Consider the following 19,135-nt stretch of genomic DNA (forward strand, 5'->3'; position numbering starts at 1 on the left):
GAACGAGGCGGGATGCAAGCTCGATATCGACCGTGTAGTTGGAACTGAGCGTGTCATGTCTCTTCGCTGTGAAGAGGGGCCGTCTGAGTCGCACGTCATATTGGTGCTCGGCGACTTCCCTTCGCGCCAGCTATAGCCCGCATTGCCCTCGATGGTCGCATTGGCTCACGGCATTTCGCCCCAGTCCTCATCGCGACGGATCCTCACTCCAAGAGTTCACTCGGACTTCAGTGCCGAGTTGGCCACCGGCGAGAAATCCACCTTCGTACTGACGATTTCGTCACCGCGCTGAAGTATCTGGATGGTTTGCTTGGACAAAAATTTGCTTTCTGCCGCCATCCACTTCATGACCCGGATTTTTTCCTCACCGCCAGCGACGTTTTTTCCTGTTTCGTGTCCGGCCAAGAGGTCCTGAACTACTCCGGCTGCGAAATCCGGCACGCTCAAGAGATCGTCAAGAAACGACTTCTCATCGAGCGACTTCCCAGACATCAGCTGCGCCGACCTTTCCTTCGAGTACATCCGAAGCGCGCTCGCGAACAACCGTTGAGTGTTTTCAAACGTGCGCTCCCGCCCGTCTTCGTTGATCGCGTCCTTGTCGCAGTACCAGATGATCGGTTGATCGGGCCTTACGAGCAGAGAGGCGAAAATCGCGAACGTGTGGCCTACGCGAAGGACTTTCTCTCCGGCGCCCTTTTTCCATCGGCCGAAGCCCATCTCGGAGAGCGTTTCTTCGATTCGAGCCGCGCCGCCGAACAAAGAGTCGATCTGTTTCTCAACGGCCACCGTGATGACGGCACCATGGATCAAGCCGTCGACCGCGTGAAGAAATTCAGGAAGAGCTCGACTGCGTCCTCCGGATGTGAGCCGCTTGTACCTGAATTCGCTGTATGGCTCGAGGATGCCGTGTCTTTCTCGGAGGTCGCTCACTGCCTCCGCGAAAGGACCGTTGCGGTCGGACGCAAGGAAGAGAAACGAATAAGTGTTGAACCGCGCGCCAGGATGCTCCCCACCAAAGTCCGTCATCACAGCGACGCTCTTGGCTTCCGAGAAATCTGGAAGCTCCGTGAGCTGCTCGATCGCATTCGCTAAGACGTGCGCGAAGCCGGGTGTCTCCCCGCGCAGCGCAGATAGGTCGAAAGGGGCACTCTTCCGAATGATTTGTCGAGGGGGAGGGGAATGCTTCGGTGGCGGCATCATTTTGGCGGATCCTGGCGAACGCGGATCGTGCCTGAACGAAGGGCAGCGGGAAAGCCATGCGGGCCTAGCCAGCCGCAAGTCACGCCGGCATGGCCCTCCGCGTAAATGCCTAGGCAGCCGCAAATTCGACGCTACGGTCGACGACCAAGATCGAAAGACACCTCCAAGACGTTGATTTCAAAGGAATCACAGTTCCATTCCCAGTGAAAAAAATTCCGTCCCCAACGAAAACCGACAGCTTCGTCAGGGCTTTACTTCGCGTTTGTCCAATGAATTGCTTCACCCATCTTCCAGTCATGATCAGCGCCGGTCAGATGGCCTTCCAAGCCCTTGGACTGCGCCTGTCGGCCTCGCTCATGCCGTTGGAAACTAAGCAGCCAATGGCCACTTGATCTCTTGCAATTCTTTCCAGGTGCTCGCAGTCCGTATGGATTTCGATTGCGGGCTTAAATACACCATTGTCTGCAAGCGATCGGTGAGCGCATAAGCGCCTAGTTCGGAGATCGGGGTGCCAATTCTCATAGGAAGGCGCTCGTCCCAGCCGTCCTCACATGTCGGCCACGGCGCCATAAACATCCGACCATCCTTGTGAGGAAAAAGCACCCAAGCCGAACCATCTTTCATGCCGTAGAAAATGAATGCATGACTAGGCTTACGCCATAAGACCCACGGTGAACCATCGAACTCCTCTCGCGGTGGTGCTGGGGTATACGGCGCGGTAGGTTGTTCCGCATCGGGGGGCAATGATCCGCTCATGCGCCGCAAGGCGAGAGTTTCGTCGCGCACCCGACGGGCCTTCTCCTCCAAACGCGTCAGCGTCTCGGCGACCCTTGCGTTCGCGTCTGGGAGGTTGATCCAGGCGAAGTGACCAAAACTGTCGATATGCCGAAGCGCGGCAATTCGATCCTTGAGCTCGCTGACGACAGCGGGCAATGGAACCCAGTAGACAATGCCCCCGTCGTTCGCGAGCTCGAGCCTTGGCCTTGGAGACGAGGCCTCCTCAATCTCGACGAACAGGCGCACTGCGGTTCCGCTATCAAGCCGGAGCAACGCCACGGATCCATGTCGCGGAAAACTTGTCTCCCATCGCTCAAGCCGGACTGCGCCAGGTGGCCATTCAACGCACTCCACGAATCGGGGTAGGGGAGTGCGTGTCACAACCTCCGTCGAAAAAATCGGTAAGTCGAACAGCGGTGCGTCTTGCAGTCGCTGGATTGCAAGTCGCCTGAGCAAGTTGACCGCACCCACGAAACAATCGGGCCGCTCTTGACTCGCCTCATGTGCGAAGTGCCACGTACGAATATCGCCTCGTCGGGCAACCAACGCAGCTCCGCAAGCCTCGCAACGGCAGCCACAAGCCGCGCCGCGGGGCACATCGCCTACGAATCGAATAGCGTCGTTGGCGTCTAACCCTGCAAAGATGGAGAGCGTGCTGTACATCGCTGTGCATTTTGCTTGAGCTGGTCGCAGAGCCATGCTTGGTCGGTCTTCTGGCGGACAAGGCATCAGCGTATCTGCTTGCTGCGACGGGGCATTCTCCGTCCGGCGCGGGAGCGACTAGGTTCCTAGAACCGCATTGTGGAACCGACTGAACTCTTCGTCCTGTAGCCTTAGCGCCGCGATATCCAATTCATGAGCAGCCCGCTGGGACTGCTCAATGCGAAACCTTCCGCCCTTGCGCCGAAGATGCTCCGGGTCGAGGCCAAGCCAGGTTTCAATTGATGGATTGGGGATGGAGGCGACCCAGTCCTTAAATTCCATGCCAATCGAAAGCATGGTGTATGTTCCGACCGGGTCGCCATCGCCGTCCGTCACGATCAGCACCTTAGATTCGGTGTGGAAGGTGCCCCACAATGCATTCGCTACGCGAGGGATGGTGAACTTGCCCATCGCCGCCACAATCTTGATCGAGCGGCCTGAGCCTGCTGTCGCGAGGATTCGTTCGGCGAGCGTAGCGATGATCGCGCGATCTGAATCTCCTTCGCAAACGATTAACAGGTCGGCGGCCGCAGGTTGGGCAGGCTGAGTAGCCACAACTTGGTCCGTCAGATGGTCGAAGCGCAGGTGATCGATTTCGATAGTGCGCGTCTTCTTGGCCGTGACGAGTTCGCCCTCAACCGGAAAGTAGACCGCGCCTTCCTCGGAGGCTTTACGGAGCTTCAGCTTCAGGACCTTCTTGAAGCCGATGCCTCGAAGAATGGCCGCGTCCATGTCACGTCGGTCGACCAAGATCACGTTGAGGCCTTTGCCGAGGATCAGTGCATCGACTGCGTCTTCCGCATATCCCGACATCGATATGAAGATGCCGATCGTACCGGCGAGCTTGCCATCGACCTTGCCCTTGAATTGATAGAGCGTGGAGGCCGGCAGTGGATCAGCGTGCCATTTGGCCTCGAGCAAATAGATACGGCCGTCGAGATAAATCGAGCCATCGATCTGCTCCCCCGCGGGCCGATAGCCGGCGCGTGGTTCAAGCTCGTCGAGCATGAAGAGATTGGTGAGTAGGCGCTCGAACGCAAAGCCGCGTCGGCGCTTCGCGGCGCCATCAGAATCGAGGGGTAGGCTCGAAAGCTCTTCGTATTCCCTTTTGATTTCGTCGAAACTGTTCATCTGATTACTAGGAAACATGCAAAGGGCTGGTTGTCACACAAGGCATTTCGCGTAGGTTCGGCGCGTGGAGTGGAGGGCGTTCCGCTGTAGGCCGCTGCTGGAGCAGGACGAACTCCAGCCGCAACCCTAAGACAGTCGAGCCGCTTACTCGCCGGCTCCATCGCATTGCAGGCCTCCAAGAGAATCGCCGGAGTTTGAGCAAGCGCTGGCACGGAGCCACCAATAGAAGAACAGATCTCATTTCTTTCCCCCACGTTCAGCAGGCCCCAATACCTGTCTGTTGAGCCGCCCGCTGGCGATTGTCAGAGCGAGCGCCGCCGCCGCGGGAAAAAAAGGGGGTGGATTCGATGAGGAGAAACCCTGGAGACGCAACCGTATTTCAGGTCAAGGCTTTTGCGTCAACCGTTCAAGGAGCAAAAGCAACAGGGCCGTAGCGAAAGAGGGCGCCTTGAAGCTGGAGGCTTAGCGGGTTTCGCTGCGCGTTGCCGAGAAGGTGGCCGAACAGCTTCGCGGCGAGTTTGCTGCCTCCCTCGCCGGTCAGGCGCATAACGCGATCGCTCCAATGCTTTGGACCAAGAGAAAAGGGCCCGAAGGCCCTTTCCTTGATGACCGTTGTCGGTCGTCGCTGCGAGGCTCTGTTACCCCTGCTGTGCAGGACCTGGATTTCTCCAGGCAGCTGGTCCGTATACGCACTCGCTCTCGAACTGTCTTTTCCAATTCTAAGCCGGCGCGCCGGACCGGCGCACGATGGACGCAAGATCTACCGTCCACGCCCCAATGATTCGCGATGCCCGTCGGTAGCGTCGCAATAACGCAGCTAATGGCGACAAGGACTTATCGCGACAACTACAGGAAGCAGCGGAGCGAGGATGAAGTCGCGAACACATGTCTGCAAAAACGGCGAACACATTTCTGCGTATGGACGCTCACCCTAGCCACGAAGGACTCGACGCGTGCAGAATTTAACATAATGCACATTGTGTGCAGAATGAATAACTCAACAAGCGACCACCAACCGCTGTCTTAGCGCTTCGGCGCCCCCCCAGCGCCTCTGCCTTCGTAATTCACACCCTTCGTCTGCTTGATTTCGATCTTCTTTGCATCCGGACAAGGCTCATTCGAATAAACGACCTTGCCACCCTGAACGCACTTGTAGATCGCGTGCTGTGCCATCGCGCCGGATGCAAGGCCCATCATCGTCAAGCCGACCGCCAACTTGGCGCCTGCCCGTCTCACCATTTGCCGTCCTTGGGTATTGCCTTGGGCGCATTGGCCCGTGCCGCCGCAGCCGCGGTGATCATCGCCGCGGTGTCCGATCGGTTCACCTTGTTCGCGAAGTCGACGGCTGTCATGCCCAGCTGGTTCTTCATCGTCGTATCGGCGCCCTCGGCCAGCAGCAGCTTCACCGCTTCGCTCGAACCGTACATCGCCGCCATCATCAGCGGCGTGGTGCCATTGGGCGATTGCGCGTCTATGAAAGCGTAGTTGTCGAGCAGCACCTTCATGATGGTCAACTGGCCGCTGGTGGCTGCGTAATGCAGCGGCGTCCAGCCCGTCTTGTTGACCGCGGCATCGCGCTTCAGCAGTTGCGTGACCAGGTCCTGCTGGCCCTTGATCGCGGCCAGCATCAACGGGGTTTCATCCTTGGCGTTGGCCAGATCCACGTTGGTCTGCGGCGACTCGATCAGCACCTGGATGACCTTCGGCGACGGCTCGCGCAGTGCGATCAGCAAGCCAGTCTGGCCGTGTTCGTCACGCGTGTTCGGGTCGAACCCGCGCTGCAGCAGGCTGCGCACGCTGCTGGCGTTGTCGCCGCGCACGGCCCGGAAGAAATCCTCGAACGAGCCTGCCTGCGCTGCAAAAGATGTAGCAATGACAATGAGATAAATCGACTTCTTAATGTAGTTTTTCATGATTTGACGTCCCTGAACAATGTTTCGAAGTTGTCGCTCGTCGCCTTGGCGATGGCCTCTACGGGCATTTTTCGCAGCTCGGCGATCTGTTGCGCCACGAATGGCACATACGACGGATTGTTGGTCTTGCCGCGGTACGGCACGGGCGCGAGATAAGGGCTGTCCGTCTCGATCAGCATGCGATCCAGCGGTACGAAAGCGGCCACGTCGCGCAAGTCCTGGGCCTTCTTGAAGGTCAGGATGCCGGAGAACGAGATGTAGAAACCGAGGTCGAGCGCCGCGCGTGCCACCTCAGCGGTTTCGGTGAAGCAATGGAACACGCCGCCGGCCGCGTTGCCGCCGCCGTCCTCGCCCTCCTCCTTCAGGATCGCCACCGTGTCGGCCGAGGCCTCGCGGGTGTGGATCACCAAGGGCTTGCGGGTCTGCTGCGCGGCGCGGATGTGCACACGAAAACGGTCGCGCTGCCATTCCATGTCGGCAATGCTGCGGCCGCCCTTGCGTTCTTCCATCTGGTAGTAGTCGAGGCCGGTCTCGCCGATGGCAACCACGCGCGGCCGGGCTGAAAGCCGTACCAGGTCTTCGACGCTGGGTTCGGCGATGTCCTCGTTGTCGGGGTGCACGCCCACGCTGGCCCAGAAGTTGTCGTAGCTGGCAGCAAGGGCCTGCACTTCATCGAACTCTTCGAGCTTGGTGCAGATGCAAAGCGCCCGGTCAACCTGCGCAGCGGCCATGGCGGCGCGGATCTGCGGCATCTGGCCCGCGAATTCGGGAAACGTGAGGTGGCAGTGAGAGTCTGTAAACATGGCGCTGATTGTCGGGCCCATGCCAGAAATACCGCGAACACCGGCTTTGCCGGGTCGCAATGGGGGAAGCCGATCAGATAGTTTGCGTGGGGCGGTCGGACGCCATCGAGCCACCCAATGCTGCCTCGATGCGCGCCTTCAGTTGGCGCGACTTTTCGTCGGACGGAAAACGAATGCCCACGCCAGGCGCCCGGTTGCCAGCCGCACGCGACGGCGTGATCCAGGCGACCTTGCCGGCCACCGGATAGCGCTGCGGGTCTTCCGGCAGTGTCAAAAGCACGTAGACGTCGTCGCCGAGCCGATATTCGCGGGTGGTCGGAATGAAGATGCCGCCCTCCGCGAACAGCGGAATGTAGGCCGCGTACAGCGCACCCTTTTCCTTGATGGCGAGCTGGATGACGCTCGGCCGGGCGGGCGTGGCGTTGGCGGCGGGGGCTGTGGGTTGATTCATGGGCGACGAGCGGCAGAGTTTAGGGTGGTTCGCGCTTCGCTCACAAGCGCTTCCAGCATGAGGCCCGCATTGAACGGGTGTTCCGCGGTTCTCGCGGCGCTTGCAAGCGACTTCGACCAGCGCGCCAGCGCCAGCCGGGACGGGGCCGCAGGCAAATCGGCAGCATCGAAAAACCGGGGTTCGGCACCGTTGCCGATAGCCATCAGGTCGTGGCAAAGCTTCTGCAGCGCACCGACGGCCTGCGCTGGCGCGTGATCGGCCAGAGCACCCACGTCGCCGCGCGTCATCGCCTTGGGAAGCAAGGCCCATGCCTTGGGTGACTGGCCCGAGCGCGCAAGCCGCAAGGCGTCGCTCGGCCGGCCGCCGGCAGCGCGCAGCAGGGCGGCCGCATCGGCGGCGGGCACGTCCTGCGCGGCCAGCCAGGCTTCGGCCTCGGCAGTCTCGGGCCATGGCAGCGTGAAGCCCAGGCAGCGGCTGCGGATAGTCGGCAGCAGTTGCCACGCAGCCTCGCTGGCGAGCACGAAGCGCACATCGCCGACCGGCTCCTCGAGCGTCTTCAGCAGCGCATTCGCGGTGATCGTATTCATGCGCTCGGCCGGATACACCAGCACCACCTTGCCTCGGCCGCGCGCGCTGGTGCGCTGGGCGAAGCCGACCGCATCGCGCATCGCCTCGACGCGGATTTCGCGGCTGGCCTTGCGCTTCTTGTCGTCGATGTCGGCCTGAGCCTTCTCGTCGAGCGGCCAGTTCAGCTCCTGCATGGCGACTTCGGGCATCAGCACGCACAGGTCGGCGTGGGTGCGGACCTCGATGGCATGGCAGCTGGCACAGTGGCCGCAGGCGGTGCCCTCCTCGGTCGGCTGCTCGCACAGCCACGCGGACGCGAGCGCCAGCGCCAGTTCGTACTGGCCGATGCCGGAGGGGCCTTGCAGCAGCCAGGCATGGCCGCGCTGGCGCAGCAGTTCCGCGAGCGGCCAGCGCAGCCAGGGAGTCAGTGCCGGAGCGCTCATCGAGTGACACCACCGCTCAGCACACCACGCGCCACCAACGCCGTTTCAACCTGCTGCCAGACCTGGTCGCGAGACTGGCTGGCGTCGATGCGCACGAAGCGCTTCGTATCGGCGGCCGCACGGGCCGCGTAGCCCTGGGCGACGCGGCTGAAAAACTCGACAGGCTGAGCTTCGAACTTGTCGGGCACGCGGGCCCCGGCCAATCGTTGTGCAGCAATCTCGGGCGCAAGGTCGAACCACAGCGTGATGTGCGGCTGCAGCAGCGTCGCCCTGCCCGCCTCCGCCTGCACCCACCGCTCGAGCGTCGACAGCACGGCTTCATCGAAGCCACGTCCCGCGCCCTGATAGGCGAAGGTCGCATCGGTGAACCGGTCGCACAGCACCACATCGCCACGCACCAGTGCCGGCTCGATGACCTGCACGATGTGATCGCGCCGCGCCGCGAACACCAGCAGCGATTCGGTCAGCGGGTCCATCGGCTTTTCGAGGATCAGCCCACGCAGCGTCTCGGCCAGGGGCGTGCCGCCGGGCTCGCGCGTACGCACGACTTCACGGCCCTGCGCCCTGAACAGCGCTTCCAGCGCATCGAGATGGCTCGACTTGCCGGCGCCATCGATGCCTTCCAGCGTCAGAAACAGACCGTTGTCACTCATTGGGTCGCCTTCGGTTTGTTGGGACTGCCGCCGCGCTGATATTGATTGACTGCGCGGTTGTGGTCGTCGAGCGAACTGCTGAACTGGCTGGTGCCGTCGCCGCGCGACACGAAGTACAGCGACTTGCTCTGCGCCGGCTGCACCGCCGCCAGCAGCGCGGCCTTGCCAGGCATGGCAATCGGCGTGGGCGGCAGCCCACCGCGGGTGTAGGTGTTCCAGGGCGTATCGGTCTGCAGGTCTTTCTTGCGCAGGTTGCCTTCAAAGGCCGTGCCCATGCCGTAGATCACCGTCGGGTCGGTCTGCAGCGGCATGCCGATGCGCAAACGGTTGGTGAAGACGGCCGCGATTTCCGCGCGGTCATTGGCCTTGCCTGTCTCCTTTTCGACAATACTGGCCAGAATAAGCGCCTCATCGGCCGATTTCAGCGGCAGATCGGAGGCGCGGGCGGCCCAGGCGGCTTCGAGCTTCTTGTCCATGGCCCGCATTGCGCGCTGCAGCAGGGCGATGTCAGTCGAGCCTTTCGAGTAGGTGTACGTGTCCGGGAAGAAGCGCCCTTCCGGGTGCATGCCCGGCTTGCCGAGCTTGGCCATCAGCGCCTCGTCGGTCAGGCCCACGCTGTCGGGCTTGAGCTGGTCGGCCTTGGCGAGCGCGGCGCGCACCTGGCGGATGTTCCAGCCCTCGACCAGCACCAGGCTACGAGTGGCCTCCTCGCCGCGCACCAGGATATTGAGCAGCAGCTTAGGCGTAATGCCGCGCTCCAGCTCGTAGCTGCCGGCGCGCATCTGGCGGTCTTGCCCCGAAACGCGGAACCACAGGTAGAGCAGTTGCGGCTGCACGTCGACGCCCGTGTCGGCAACGGCCTGCGCAATGCCGCGCGGCGTGGTGCCGGGCTCGACCGACAGATCGACGGTGGGCGCGGGCAGCTTGAGCGGCTGGTGCACCCACCAGAGGCCAGCGCCGCCGAGCGCAAGCGCAATCAGGGCGGCGAGCAGGAAAAGCGTGAGGAAGAAGCTGCGCACGGATCCGATGTGGGGGTGACGGGAAAAAGCCGGAGGAGGAGATGAAAAAACCGGTGGCCTTGCAGGTTGCAGGGCGGGAGCCCCTGCCGACCCGAAGGAACAGGCACGGCCATGATAATTCAGCGATGACCACTGTCGTTCTCAATGGCGTGACCGCCCTCTCCCACCTTGGTGTGATCCGTGCAGAGGGCCCCGATGCCGCCAGCTTCCTGCACGGCCAGCTGACACAAGACTTCTCGCTGCAAGGCGCCTCCGACGCCCGCCTGGCCGCGCTGTGCACTGCCAAGGGCCGTGTGATCGCAAGTTTCATCGGCATCAAGCCGCAACCCGAACTGATCTTGCTGGTGTGCAGCCGCGACATCCTGGCCGCCACGCTCAAGCGCCTGTCGATGTTCGTGCTGCGCGCCAAGGTCAAGCTGACCGACGCCACCGAACAATTTGCGCTGTACGGCCTGGCCGGCACGGCATTGACTGGCAACGGCCTCGACGCCACCGCGCTGCCCGGCAAGCGCACGGCAGTCGGCGACGAGGTCAGCGCCGTGTCGCTGTACCCCGCCGACGGCGTTCCGCGCGCGCTCTGGATCGCGCCGGCCGGCCATGCCGCCCCCGTGGGTCCGGCGGTCGACGCCAGCCTGTGGCAATGGAGCGAAGTCCGCAGCGGCATCGTGACGTTGACCACGCCGGTCATCGAAGCCTTCGTGCCGCAGATGATCAACTACGAATCGGTCGGCGGCGTGAACTTCAAGAAGGGCTGCTACCCCGGCCAGGAAGTGGTCGCGCGCAGCCAGTTCCGCGGCACGCTGAAGCGCCGCACCTACCTCGTGCAGGCCGATGCCCCCGTGTCCGCCGGGCAGGAAGTGTTCGCCGCCGGCGACGCCGATCAGCCCGTGGGTACCGTGGCGCAAGCTGCGCCGGCTCCCGATGGCGGCTGGTCCGCGCTGATCTCCATGCAGATCGCCGCGCTCGAAGCCGGTGGCTTGCATGTGGGCGCAGCCGATGGTCCGGCGCTCACGGTCGAGCCGCTGCCCTACCCCTTGCTCGAAGACATCTGAGCCAACTTACCCCCAACGCCCTTGAAGAATGGGGGCGTTTGGCGCTATCGAACAGATAGCGCCATTTTTTTGCGCGTCGTTTAACCCTGCCGCCGATGCTGCGCCGTAGAAGCCTGCACCGATCAACTCCTGGCAAGGAAGACACACCATGAAGCGCAGATTCTTCTCCACCGCCCTGGCCCTGAGCGCCGTGGCCTCGTTCTCGGCCTGCGCGCAGAGCCCCGAGCGGTCTTACGCTCCGCCAACGCCATCCAGCCGCATCGGCTCACTGATGCAGATCAGCGTGGTCGACCGCGGTACCGGCGCGGAACTGCCGATCTACCGCCACCGCGGCGAATACTGGGTGGCCGGCCGTCCCGGCGCGCGCTATGCCATCCGGGCGCGCAACGCGATGGGCGAACGCATCATGGCCGTGATGTCGGTGGACGGCGTCAACGTCGTCACCGGCGAAACCGCGGGCGTCGGGCAGAACGGCTATGTGTTCAGCGCAAGCGAGCGCAGCGACATCACAGGCTGGCGCAAGAGCGACTCGCAGATCGCGGCCTTCGAATTCGCCGCGGCCGGCAACTCCTACGCAAGCCGCACCGGCCGGCCCGACGACGTGGGCGTGATCGGCGTCGCAATGTTCCGCGAGCGCATGCCCGAGCCGCTTCCGCCTCCCATCACGCCATACCCGCGCCGCGACGAATACGGCGAACGCGAGCGCCGCAGCGAGTCATCGTCGTCGTACCAAGGCGATGCGCGTGCGAAGGCCGGCTCGGCAGACAGCGCACCCGCTGCGGAGGCATCCGCCTCGGGCAGCATGGCTCGCCAGGCAGCCCCAAGCCCGAGCCTGGGCACCGCCCACGGCCGCCGCGAGACCTCGTACGTAGGCAAGACCACCTTCGAGCGTGCGCAGTCCTCTCCCGACGAGGTAGTCCGCATCCGCTACGACAGCCGCGAGAACCTCGTCGCCGCAGGCGTGATTCCGGTGCCGCCTCCGCCGCGCTGGCCGCGTCCGGCCGGCCCGTCGCCGTTCCCGGGTTCGGACCCGGGCTACGTGCCGGACCCGCCCAGCCGCTATTGACGCTATTGAGAAGATGAAAGAAGAGACCGACGCATCTCGATATGCGGGATGCCGGCCTCCTCGAAGCCATCGCCATGCGGCACATAGCCCAGCCGCGCATAGAAGCGCTCGGCGTTGCGCTGCGCGTTCAGCGCCACCACGCCGTCGCCGCGGGCCCTGGCGGCCTCTTCGAGCACCTGCATCACGGCAGCGCCATGCCCGCCGCTGCGCAGGTTGCGATGCACCGCCATGCGCCCGATGTGCGAGACGCCGTTCTCGGCCGGCAGCAACCGGCCCGTAGCAATGACCTGCCCGATGCGGTTGCGCGCCACCGCGTGCAGCACCACGGCATCGTGCTCGTCCCACTCCATCGCTTCGGGAATGTTCTGCTCCTCGATGAACACCGCGCGCCGCAAAGCGCTCGCGCCTTCGCCCAGCGTGGCCCAGTCGCCCGTCTCGACGGTGCTCATGCGCTCGCCGGCCTCATAACCGGTCAGCACCTCGCGCAGCAGCGCCGGCACCGGCTTCGAGGTCTGCGTGGCCGGGTCGGCAAACACGTAGACCAGTTCGCAGCCCACCAGGAACTGGTCCTGCCGGAACAGCCCGCCCTCGAACACCATCGACGAATTGCCGATGCGCGTGCAGCGCATGCCCACGTCGAGCACGTCGTCCATGCGGGCCGAGGCCCGAAAGTCGATCGTGGCCTTGCGCACGTAGAGGTCCCCTCCCAGCGCGTGCATCGCCTCTTCGTACGGCAGCGCCAGCGCGCGCCAATAGTCCGCGATGGCGGTGTCGAAGTACATCAGGTAGTGCGCGTTGAAGACGATCTTCTGCATGTCGACTTCGGCCCAGCGCACGCGCAGGCGGTGGAAGAAACGGAAATCGCTACGCTGCATTCATGTCTCCGGAAAGGGTTGAAATTGTAGGAATGGGGCGAGGCTTCAGGCTGGCGCGCCCGCGCGCAAGCCCAACAGGCTCTTCTGTACTGCGCGCCCCTTGCCGCCCAGAGACAGGCGGGCCAGAACCTCCAGCGTCGGCGCGGGCAGCGTGCGTTGCGAACTCAGTGCAATCTCGAGCAGAAGCTCCATCAACGCGGTCAGGTTCTTGGGCGGGTTTTCGACATCGGCTGCCAGCATCTCGCAGAGCATGTCGAAGACTGGTGCGGCCAACCGTCCATCGGCGCGCACCGCGGCCTGCAGGCTCTTGGCGTAGCGCTTGGCCATGACGATCGGCGTCGACAGCAGCGCGCGCAACTGCGCTCCGAGCGCAGGGACCTCCAGCCTCCCGTCGATAAATGACTGCACCAGCGCGTCGACCGCGAGCGCGGTCTGGCCGGGCTCCTTGCCGGCCAGCGCCAACGCCAGTAGCAGCACGGCCATTGGCTGCACGGCGGTCAGGGGTACCGTGGGGTCGAGCAGCAGCGTCAGGTAGGCGTGGTCTTGCCATCGCGCCTCCCACCAGTCGAGGTTGTTGCCGACCTGCCGGCAGCCGTCGACAAAGAAAGATTCAAGAGATGACGGCACCACCGCGGCCATGTAGCGCAGCAGGGCCTCGTCATGGGTGTCATCGACACCGGCACGGCGCACCGCCATCAGCACATGCGGTGTGCTCGCGGGCACCTCCGCCGCGCTCAGCGTTAGGTGGTGATGCACGTAGGTCTTGCCTGCATAGGTCGAGCTCCTGGCATCCACCGACCACGCGTAGCGGGCGGCGTTCGCGCCGTCTGGCCCGAAATCACCGAGGGCGTCCAGCACGAGAGGATCGTCACCGCCTGGGTGGCGAATGCGAGCAGCCGCAGCGAAAAGCGCCTGCTCTTCATCGCCTTTGGCAGTGATCGGAACGCCGTCTTCACCAAGCGCGTGGCGCAGTGCACGCGCCAGCGGCGCATCGGCCAGTTGCCGTGCCTGGTTGCGCAATGCCGCCGAGCGATCGCCCGCGGGGGCGAGCCGCAAAAGGCCGCGCACCTGTTCGCCCGAAGGCGCCTGGACGCCACGTGCCTGGTACACCGCGATGCGTTCGATGAAGACGGCCGCGTCGATGAAGCCGCGTGCATGCGTGGCCGATGCCAGCGGTGCCAGGCCCCAGCCCTGTGCGGCCTGATCGATCAGGTCTTCCACTCGCGACGCCAGGAACTCCTCGGCCTTCGGCTTCTGTGACTTTTCGCTATGGCCTTGCGGGCGCTTGCCGCCGCCGACGAAGGCCAGCAGGCGAGCGAGCCGGTTCTGCACCTCTCGGTCTATCAGCTTGAGTGCACGCTTCATCACCGGCGCGAACTGCTTCAGAAGCGGCTGCGGCAACGGCGCCATACGCACTAGCGCCTCGAGCACGCGCTCCAGCGCGTCGATGTCCTTAGGGTTCTCCAGCACAAAGGCGATGCAATCGACCAGTTCGGTCACATCGCCGATCGGCACGAGCATCCGACTCGTATCAAGCGGATCGAGCGGTCCGTGCCCCACCGGTGGTTGTTCTGCGACCGGAATTTCCACAGACGCTGCGGGCCCAACGTTTCCGATCAGGGACAGCAGCGCTGGCCTGTTGACGGTGGCCACGCTTTGCACATGCGCCTCCAGTTCCGCACGTGCCGCATCGTTCATGCCCCAGGCCTTGAGCCGCTCGATGAGCTTCTTCTGCAAGTCGGCCGCTTCGTGCGCCAACCCGTGCAGCGCCACCGCCGACGCGTCCTGCGCCAGCGCGGGCTCGCGCTTGACTGCAGCTTCCGCCAGCTTCAGCGCCGCATCGACCTGCGATTTGGCGCTGGCATAGAACACCGGCTGCACCGCGCCCAACAGCGATGCCCCGTCGACATGCCCCGCCACGTGAAGCGTCTTCAGCGCACCGAGCGCCATCGTGACGGTCGGCGGAATGCGACTCTGGCACAGGCCGAGATAGCGCGGAGCAAAGGGCGCCATCTCGTCCGCGGTGGGCGCCAGCGTCTCGTGGAAGCGCGAGAACCAGCCCGCGCGAAACTGCGGCCAGTCGCGCTCCAGCGTGCCGAGAGTCTTGTCGAGCAACTGGGGGCGAGTGAATTCGCCTCTGGCGACCCCCTCCATGAAGATGTACGACCAGTAGTTCTTGGGCGAATAGTTGTATTTATCGACCGCCGACAGGTTGTGCTCGCTCGTTCCCTCCACGTCGAACAGGCGAAGCACAGCTTGGTACAGGCCGGGATCACGGTCGAACTTCTCGTCCATGGTCGAGCGATTCAAGGCACGCGGCAAGGCAATCAGTCCAATGGCGTAGTCATCGTTTTGTGGCCGATCGATCAACCCCGCAGCCACCAGGTTCTGCACCGGAAGGATGCGCCAGGCGAAGGCGCGGAGTTCCGCTTCAGCCACTTGCTGTAGTGCGGCGCGCCAGCCGGCCGCATCGATGCCGAACTGCTTGCACAGCGCAGCGACGGTCTCCGGGTCGAGTACTACCTGCGGATTGGCGTGGTCGAGCAAGGCTTTTGGCGCCATGCACACGACGATGGCAGCTTGCAGGGCGCGGTATTGCGCCGTCTGCGCCTCGCCGCTCCACTGCCGCGCATAGGGGCTGGCCGGCCAGTGGCTGCAGGTCGCCATTTGCCCCATCTTCTCGAGCGATTCGGCGCAGGCCTTGCGTTCAGCCGTCGACATAGCCTGCAAGCTGGCGAGCGTCGCGTCGAAGTCGCCCTGGTGCACTGCATGCTCCAACGCGTCGGCCGGCACGAACACCGGCAGCTCCTCTTCATTTCTCATCTAGCGCCTTCTGTCGGGAAGATGGTTGCGACTGTGGCTTCCACCGCCAACACATGTTTGCAGGGGCCGCGTTCGCCCTGGTGCTTGGCGTACCAGGGGCAAGTGCACCGCAATTCACCGTCGATCTCCAGCACGCTGTGCACCGTGCCGCCGCTGGCCACCTGCGCCTCTAGGGGGCTGGACTTGGCGATGCTCACGGCGCCACGGGCCAGCAGCTCGCGCGCATCGGCCAGGCGCGGGTGCATGTCTTCGACCGATGACAGGTCGAAGGGCAGTACGCGGTGAAAGTATCGACCCTCGGCTACATCGAAGCCGACCAGGCCAGAAGCGCCGAGGATGCGCAGGCTATCGTCCACGCTCGATACGGCCGCACCCAGCATTTGGGCCAGCGCCGGCGTGTCGATCAATGGTTGCCAGTTCAGCTGCGCACGCACCTGCGCCACCGCACGCTCGTCGTTCATGCGCATCAGCGCGCGCAGCGCCTGCCCTTCACCCGAGAAGCCACGCCAGGGTTCGGCACTGAGCGCCAGCGTGAGCCGTGCGCCCGGAAAACCGAGCACCCAGGCGCTGGCCTGTTGTGCTTCGTCGGCGTGCACTACGAGGCCCTGGGCCTTGGGCAGCAATGCTTCGAGCACGCGCAGCCGGCTTGTGTCTGTCACGCGTACGCCTTGCGGATGCGGTCGCGTCGTGGTGAAAGGCCCCTTGGGCGACGGCACCATCCACAATGGCGTGCGGCTGGTCGAGGCCTTGGGCAGCGTTCGAAAGAAGCGCAGCGCCTCCAGCCCCTTGAGCTCGAAGCGACGCCGCATGCCAGCCAGGTAAGACTGCACCTCGACCATGCCGCGCAGCCATCGAAGGGGCAATGCCACCTTGCGCTCAACCACCTCGCTGCCGCCCGATTCCAGCGTCAACGCATCTCGGCCGACCGACAGCGACAGCCCGTCGGCGTCGCGCAAACGGGCCAGTGCAGCGCGCATCGGGGCATTGAAGTCGACATTGGTCGTGCCCTTGCCCACGACCTGCCCGTCATAGGACTCCGGCAGCAGGTCGACGCGCACATAGCAACTGCAGCAGGCCGAAAATCCTTCGAAGCGCAGCAGCTCGCCGCCCGCCGTGACCACCGGATCGGCCAGCGCAATCGCACGCGCCACGCTGTTGGCAGGCGTGAAGAAGCGCGAGCCGACGACCAGATGCACGGCGCTGAGCAGTTCGGCGCACAGCCGGGGCTGCAGCAAACGTCCTTCGAAGAAATGCGGATGCGCCGCGCTGCCGTCGGTCTGCGGGCTTGATGTGGCAAGGCTGAGCCGGGGCCCCGCCGGTTCGGCCACCGTGGCCGAAGCGTGCGCGTAGCGGTAGGCGTGCGCGACGGCGCTCAAGGCTGCAAGGCCTCGCGCAGCGCCCGGGCCGCATCGTCCTGCGCCTGCAGCGCCTCCGGTATCGCCCGGCCCATCTTGATGAATTCGTGGATCACGCCCCGATAGATTTCCAGGTCGACCGCCACGCCCGCAGCGCGCAGCTTGTCGGCATAGGCAATGCCGTCATCAACCACCGGGTCGCATTCGGCCAGACCGATCCAGGCCGGCGCCACGCCATCGACGTCGTCGGCCAGCAGCGGTGCAAAGCGCCAGTCGTCGCGGTCGGCCGGCGTGCGCACGTATTGCGCAAAGAAGAAATCGATCATCGCCTTGGTCAGCAGCGGGCCGTTGACGTGGCGAAGGTGCGAGGCCGTGTCCTGATGGGCTGTCATGCCGGGGTAGATCAGCATCTGCAGCGCGAGCGGCAGGCCGGCATCTCGCGCAAGGATCGCGCAGACGGCCGCGAGCGTGCCGCCGGCGCTGTCACCGCCTACCGCCAGGCGCCGCGTGTCGACACCGACGCGTCTACCCTCGTGGGCCAGGAAGGCGAAGGCGTCCCATGCATCGTTCGACGCCGTCGGAAACTTGTGCACGGGCGCGAGGCGGTAGTCCACCGACACCACCGCGCAGCCGCTCTTGGCGCTCAGCACGCGGCACAGCGTGTCATGCGTGCGGATATTGCCGACGGTGAAGCCACCGCCATGAAAGTACATCAGCGCGGGCAGCACATCGGTGGACGGCGCATACAACCGTGCCGGGATCGCGAAGTCGTCGCGTGCGGGAATGGTGAAGTCTTCCACCCGCGCCAGTTCGGGCTTGGGCACTTCGAGCACGCCCGCGCCCTTTTCGTAGGAGGCCTTGGCCTCCTCGGGCGTGAGCTGGTCGAGCGTGGGGTGGCCGGCGCGCGCCATGCGCTCGACAACGCTGGCCATCTTCGGGGTAAGTCGTATGGCGGGAGGTGTTCCCGGCGCGACAGCGGCAAGGGTTTCTTTCGTGTGCAAGACTGATCGCTCTTGTTAGATTTGGCTGGTCGGCAATCGTACTGCCCCGGACTCCCGGAGGCCTTCATCCCCATGGCACTCATCCAATACCTCACCCAGATCCAGTTCGAGTTCGGCGCGATCAAGCTGTTGTCCAGCGAATGCGCGCGCATCGGCATCAACCGCCCGCTGATCGTGACCGATGCAGGCGTACGCGCAGCCGGCGTGCTGCAGAAGGCGCTCGACGCCATCGCTGATCTCGAGGTTTCGGTTTTCGACCAGACGCCTTCCAACCCCACCGAAGCCGCAGTGCGCGCGGCCGTCGAGCTGTACCGAAGCGGCCGTTGCGACGGCCTGATCGCCGTGGGCGGCGGCTCCGCCATCGACTGTGCCAAGGGCGTCGCCATTGCGGCCACGCATGAGGGCCCGCTCAAGACCTACGCGACCATCGAGGGCGGCTCACCGAAGATCACCGATCGCGCGGTGCCGCTGATTGCGGTGCCCACCACCAGCGGCACCGGCAGCGAGGTGGCTCGCGGTGCCATCGTCATCGTCGACGACCATCGCAAGCTCGGCTTTCACAGCTGGTTCCTGATGCCCAAGGCCGCGATCTGCGACCCCGAGCTCACGCTGGGCCTGCCGCCCAGGCTCACGGCCGCCACCGGCATGGATGCCATTGCGCACTGCATGGAGACCTTCATGTCGGCCGCATTCAATCCGCCGGCCGACGGCATCGGCCTCGACGGGCTCGAGCGCGCCTGGGGCCACATCGAGCGCGCAACAAAAGACGGCAGCGACCGCGAGGCGCGCCTGAATCTCATGAGCGCCTCGATGCAGGGCGCCATGGCCTTCCAGAAGGGCCTGGGCTGCGTGCATTCGCTGAGCCACAGCCTGGGCGGCGTCGATCCGCGCCTGCACCATGGCACGCTCAACGCCCTCTTCCTGCCTGCCGTGATCCACTTCAATTCGGGCGCGGAATCGGTGCAGAAAGAGCAGCGCCTGCAGCGCATGGCACAGGCCATGCACCTCGATTCGGCCGGTGATCTCGGCGACGCGATCCGCGACATGAACGCACGCCTCGGCCTGCCCAAGGGCCTGGCTGAGGTGGGCGTAACGCCCGCGCTGTTCGAGAAGATCATCGACGGCGCAATGGCCGACCACTGCCACAAGACCAACCCGCGCCTGGCCACGCGCGACGACTACAAGGCCATGCTCGAAGCCTCGATGTAAGGGCTTCTTCTACGCGTTGTTTCAGAGGAGAAAGGCGCCCTTCTGCGCCCCTCGCGTCATTTATGTGACATAAGGAATTTCTAGACTGTCACCGA

The 19,135-nt window shown here is 64.2% G+C and carries 17 protein-coding genes; 3 read left to right on the forward strand and 14 right to left on the reverse strand.

Features of this window, described 5'->3' with window-relative positions; translation table 11 throughout:
- Nucleotides 1-216 precede the first annotated feature (216 nt).
- The 10 genes from ACZYSP_RS02510 to mltG all read right to left on the reverse strand — a co-directional run bounded on the left by ACZYSP_RS02510 (nucleotide 217) and on the right by mltG (nucleotide 9,659).
- On the reverse strand, nucleotides 217-1,200 hold the full coding sequence (locus tag ACZYSP_RS02510) for a hypothetical protein (protein ID WP_489012940.1): 984 nt from the start codon (nucleotides 1,198-1,200) through the stop codon (nucleotides 217-219).
- Nucleotides 1,201-1,569: 369 nt separating this feature from the next.
- Nucleotides 1,570-2,223: a hypothetical protein gene (locus tag ACZYSP_RS02515; protein ID WP_489012941.1), complete on the reverse strand. Its 654-nt coding sequence runs from the start codon at nucleotides 2,221-2,223 to the stop codon at nucleotides 1,570-1,572.
- Nucleotides 2,224-2,757: 534 nt separating this feature from the next.
- Nucleotides 2,758-3,810: a TOPRIM nucleotidyl transferase/hydrolase domain-containing protein gene (locus ACZYSP_RS02520; protein WP_489012942.1), complete on the reverse strand. Its 1,053-nt coding sequence runs from the start codon at nucleotides 3,808-3,810 to the stop codon at nucleotides 2,758-2,760.
- Nucleotides 3,811-4,833: 1,023 nt separating this feature from the next.
- A complete protein-coding gene (locus ACZYSP_RS02525; RefSeq protein WP_489012943.1) occupies nucleotides 4,834-5,049 on the reverse strand; it encodes a DUF4124 domain-containing protein in 216 nt (71 codons plus the stop codon).
- Nucleotides 5,043-5,723 carry an ankyrin repeat domain-containing protein gene (locus tag ACZYSP_RS02530; protein WP_093074184.1) on the reverse strand — a complete coding sequence of 227 codons (681 nt, stop codon included), beginning with the start codon at nucleotides 5,721-5,723 and terminating at the stop codon, nucleotides 5,043-5,045. The genes ACZYSP_RS02525 and ACZYSP_RS02530 overlap by 7 nt, the downstream gene beginning before the upstream one ends.
- Nucleotides 5,720-6,526, reverse strand: a complete 807-nt coding sequence (locus tag ACZYSP_RS02535) for a TatD family hydrolase (RefSeq protein ID WP_093075199.1) — start codon at nucleotides 6,524-6,526, stop codon at nucleotides 5,720-5,722. Before ACZYSP_RS02535 ends, ACZYSP_RS02530 begins: the two co-directional genes overlap by 4 nt.
- 73 nt (nucleotides 6,527-6,599) lie before the next feature.
- On the reverse strand, nucleotides 6,600-6,977 hold the full coding sequence (locus ACZYSP_RS02540) for a PilZ domain-containing protein (RefSeq protein WP_093056792.1): 378 nt from the start codon (nucleotides 6,975-6,977) through the stop codon (nucleotides 6,600-6,602).
- Nucleotides 6,974-7,987 (reverse strand): hypothetical protein, encoded by a 1,014-nt coding sequence (locus ACZYSP_RS02545; protein ID WP_093074182.1) that lies wholly within the window; start codon nucleotides 7,985-7,987, stop codon nucleotides 6,974-6,976. Before ACZYSP_RS02545 ends, ACZYSP_RS02540 begins: the two co-directional genes overlap by 4 nt.
- A complete protein-coding gene (tmk, locus tag ACZYSP_RS02550; protein ID WP_093074180.1) occupies nucleotides 7,984-8,640 on the reverse strand; it encodes a dTMP kinase in 657 nt (218 codons plus the stop codon). The genes ACZYSP_RS02545 and tmk overlap by 4 nt, the downstream gene beginning before the upstream one ends.
- On the reverse strand, nucleotides 8,637-9,659 hold the full coding sequence (gene mltG, locus ACZYSP_RS02555) for an endolytic transglycosylase MltG (protein WP_093056795.1): 1,023 nt from the start codon (nucleotides 9,657-9,659) through the stop codon (nucleotides 8,637-8,639). The genes tmk and mltG overlap by 4 nt, the downstream gene beginning before the upstream one ends.
- Before the next feature lie 125 nt (nucleotides 9,660-9,784).
- On the opposite strand from mltG, the gene ygfZ reads away from it, so the two are divergent.
- Both ygfZ and ACZYSP_RS02565 read left to right on the forward strand, forming a co-directional pair.
- Nucleotides 9,785-10,711: a CAF17-like 4Fe-4S cluster assembly/insertion protein YgfZ gene (ygfZ, locus tag ACZYSP_RS02560; protein WP_354336226.1), complete on the forward strand. Its 927-nt coding sequence runs from the start codon at nucleotides 9,785-9,787 to the stop codon at nucleotides 10,709-10,711.
- 148 nt (nucleotides 10,712-10,859) lie between these two features.
- The gene (locus ACZYSP_RS02565; RefSeq protein ID WP_093056797.1) at nucleotides 10,860-11,777 is read left to right on the forward strand and encodes a hypothetical protein; all 918 of its coding nucleotides are present in this window, start codon (nucleotides 10,860-10,862) and stop codon (nucleotides 11,775-11,777) included.
- A gap of 2 nt (nucleotides 11,778-11,779) precedes the next feature.
- Here ACZYSP_RS02565 and ACZYSP_RS02570 read toward each other — a convergent pair whose 3' ends face one another.
- From ACZYSP_RS02570 to ACZYSP_RS02585, 4 genes are read right to left on the reverse strand one after another with little or no spacing between them, the layout of a single operon-like run.
- Nucleotides 11,780-12,652 (reverse strand): YbgC/FadM family acyl-CoA thioesterase, encoded by an 873-nt coding sequence (locus ACZYSP_RS02570; protein ID WP_093074177.1) that lies wholly within the window; start codon nucleotides 12,650-12,652, stop codon nucleotides 11,780-11,782.
- Nucleotides 12,653-12,697: 45 nt separating this feature from the next.
- Entirely contained in the window at nucleotides 12,698-15,475 is a 2,778-nt protein-coding gene (locus ACZYSP_RS02575; RefSeq protein ID WP_093074175.1) for a DUF6493 family protein, read from the reverse strand.
- A complete protein-coding gene (locus tag ACZYSP_RS02580; protein ID WP_093074173.1) occupies nucleotides 15,472-16,851 on the reverse strand; it encodes an SWIM zinc finger family protein in 1,380 nt (459 codons plus the stop codon). The genes ACZYSP_RS02575 and ACZYSP_RS02580 overlap by 4 nt, the downstream gene beginning before the upstream one ends.
- Nucleotides 16,848-17,762, reverse strand: a complete 915-nt coding sequence (locus ACZYSP_RS02585) for an alpha/beta hydrolase (protein WP_256216634.1) — start codon at nucleotides 17,760-17,762, stop codon at nucleotides 16,848-16,850. The genes ACZYSP_RS02580 and ACZYSP_RS02585 overlap by 4 nt, the downstream gene beginning before the upstream one ends.
- 141 nt (nucleotides 17,763-17,903) lie before the next feature.
- On the opposite strand from ACZYSP_RS02585, the gene ACZYSP_RS02590 reads away from it, so the two are divergent.
- On the forward strand, nucleotides 17,904-19,040 hold the full coding sequence (locus tag ACZYSP_RS02590; protein WP_093074169.1) for an iron-containing alcohol dehydrogenase: 1,137 nt from the start codon (nucleotides 17,904-17,906) through the stop codon (nucleotides 19,038-19,040).
- Nucleotides 19,041-19,135: the final 95 nt, after the last annotated feature.

The organism is Variovorax sp. F042 (assembly GCF_057814215.1).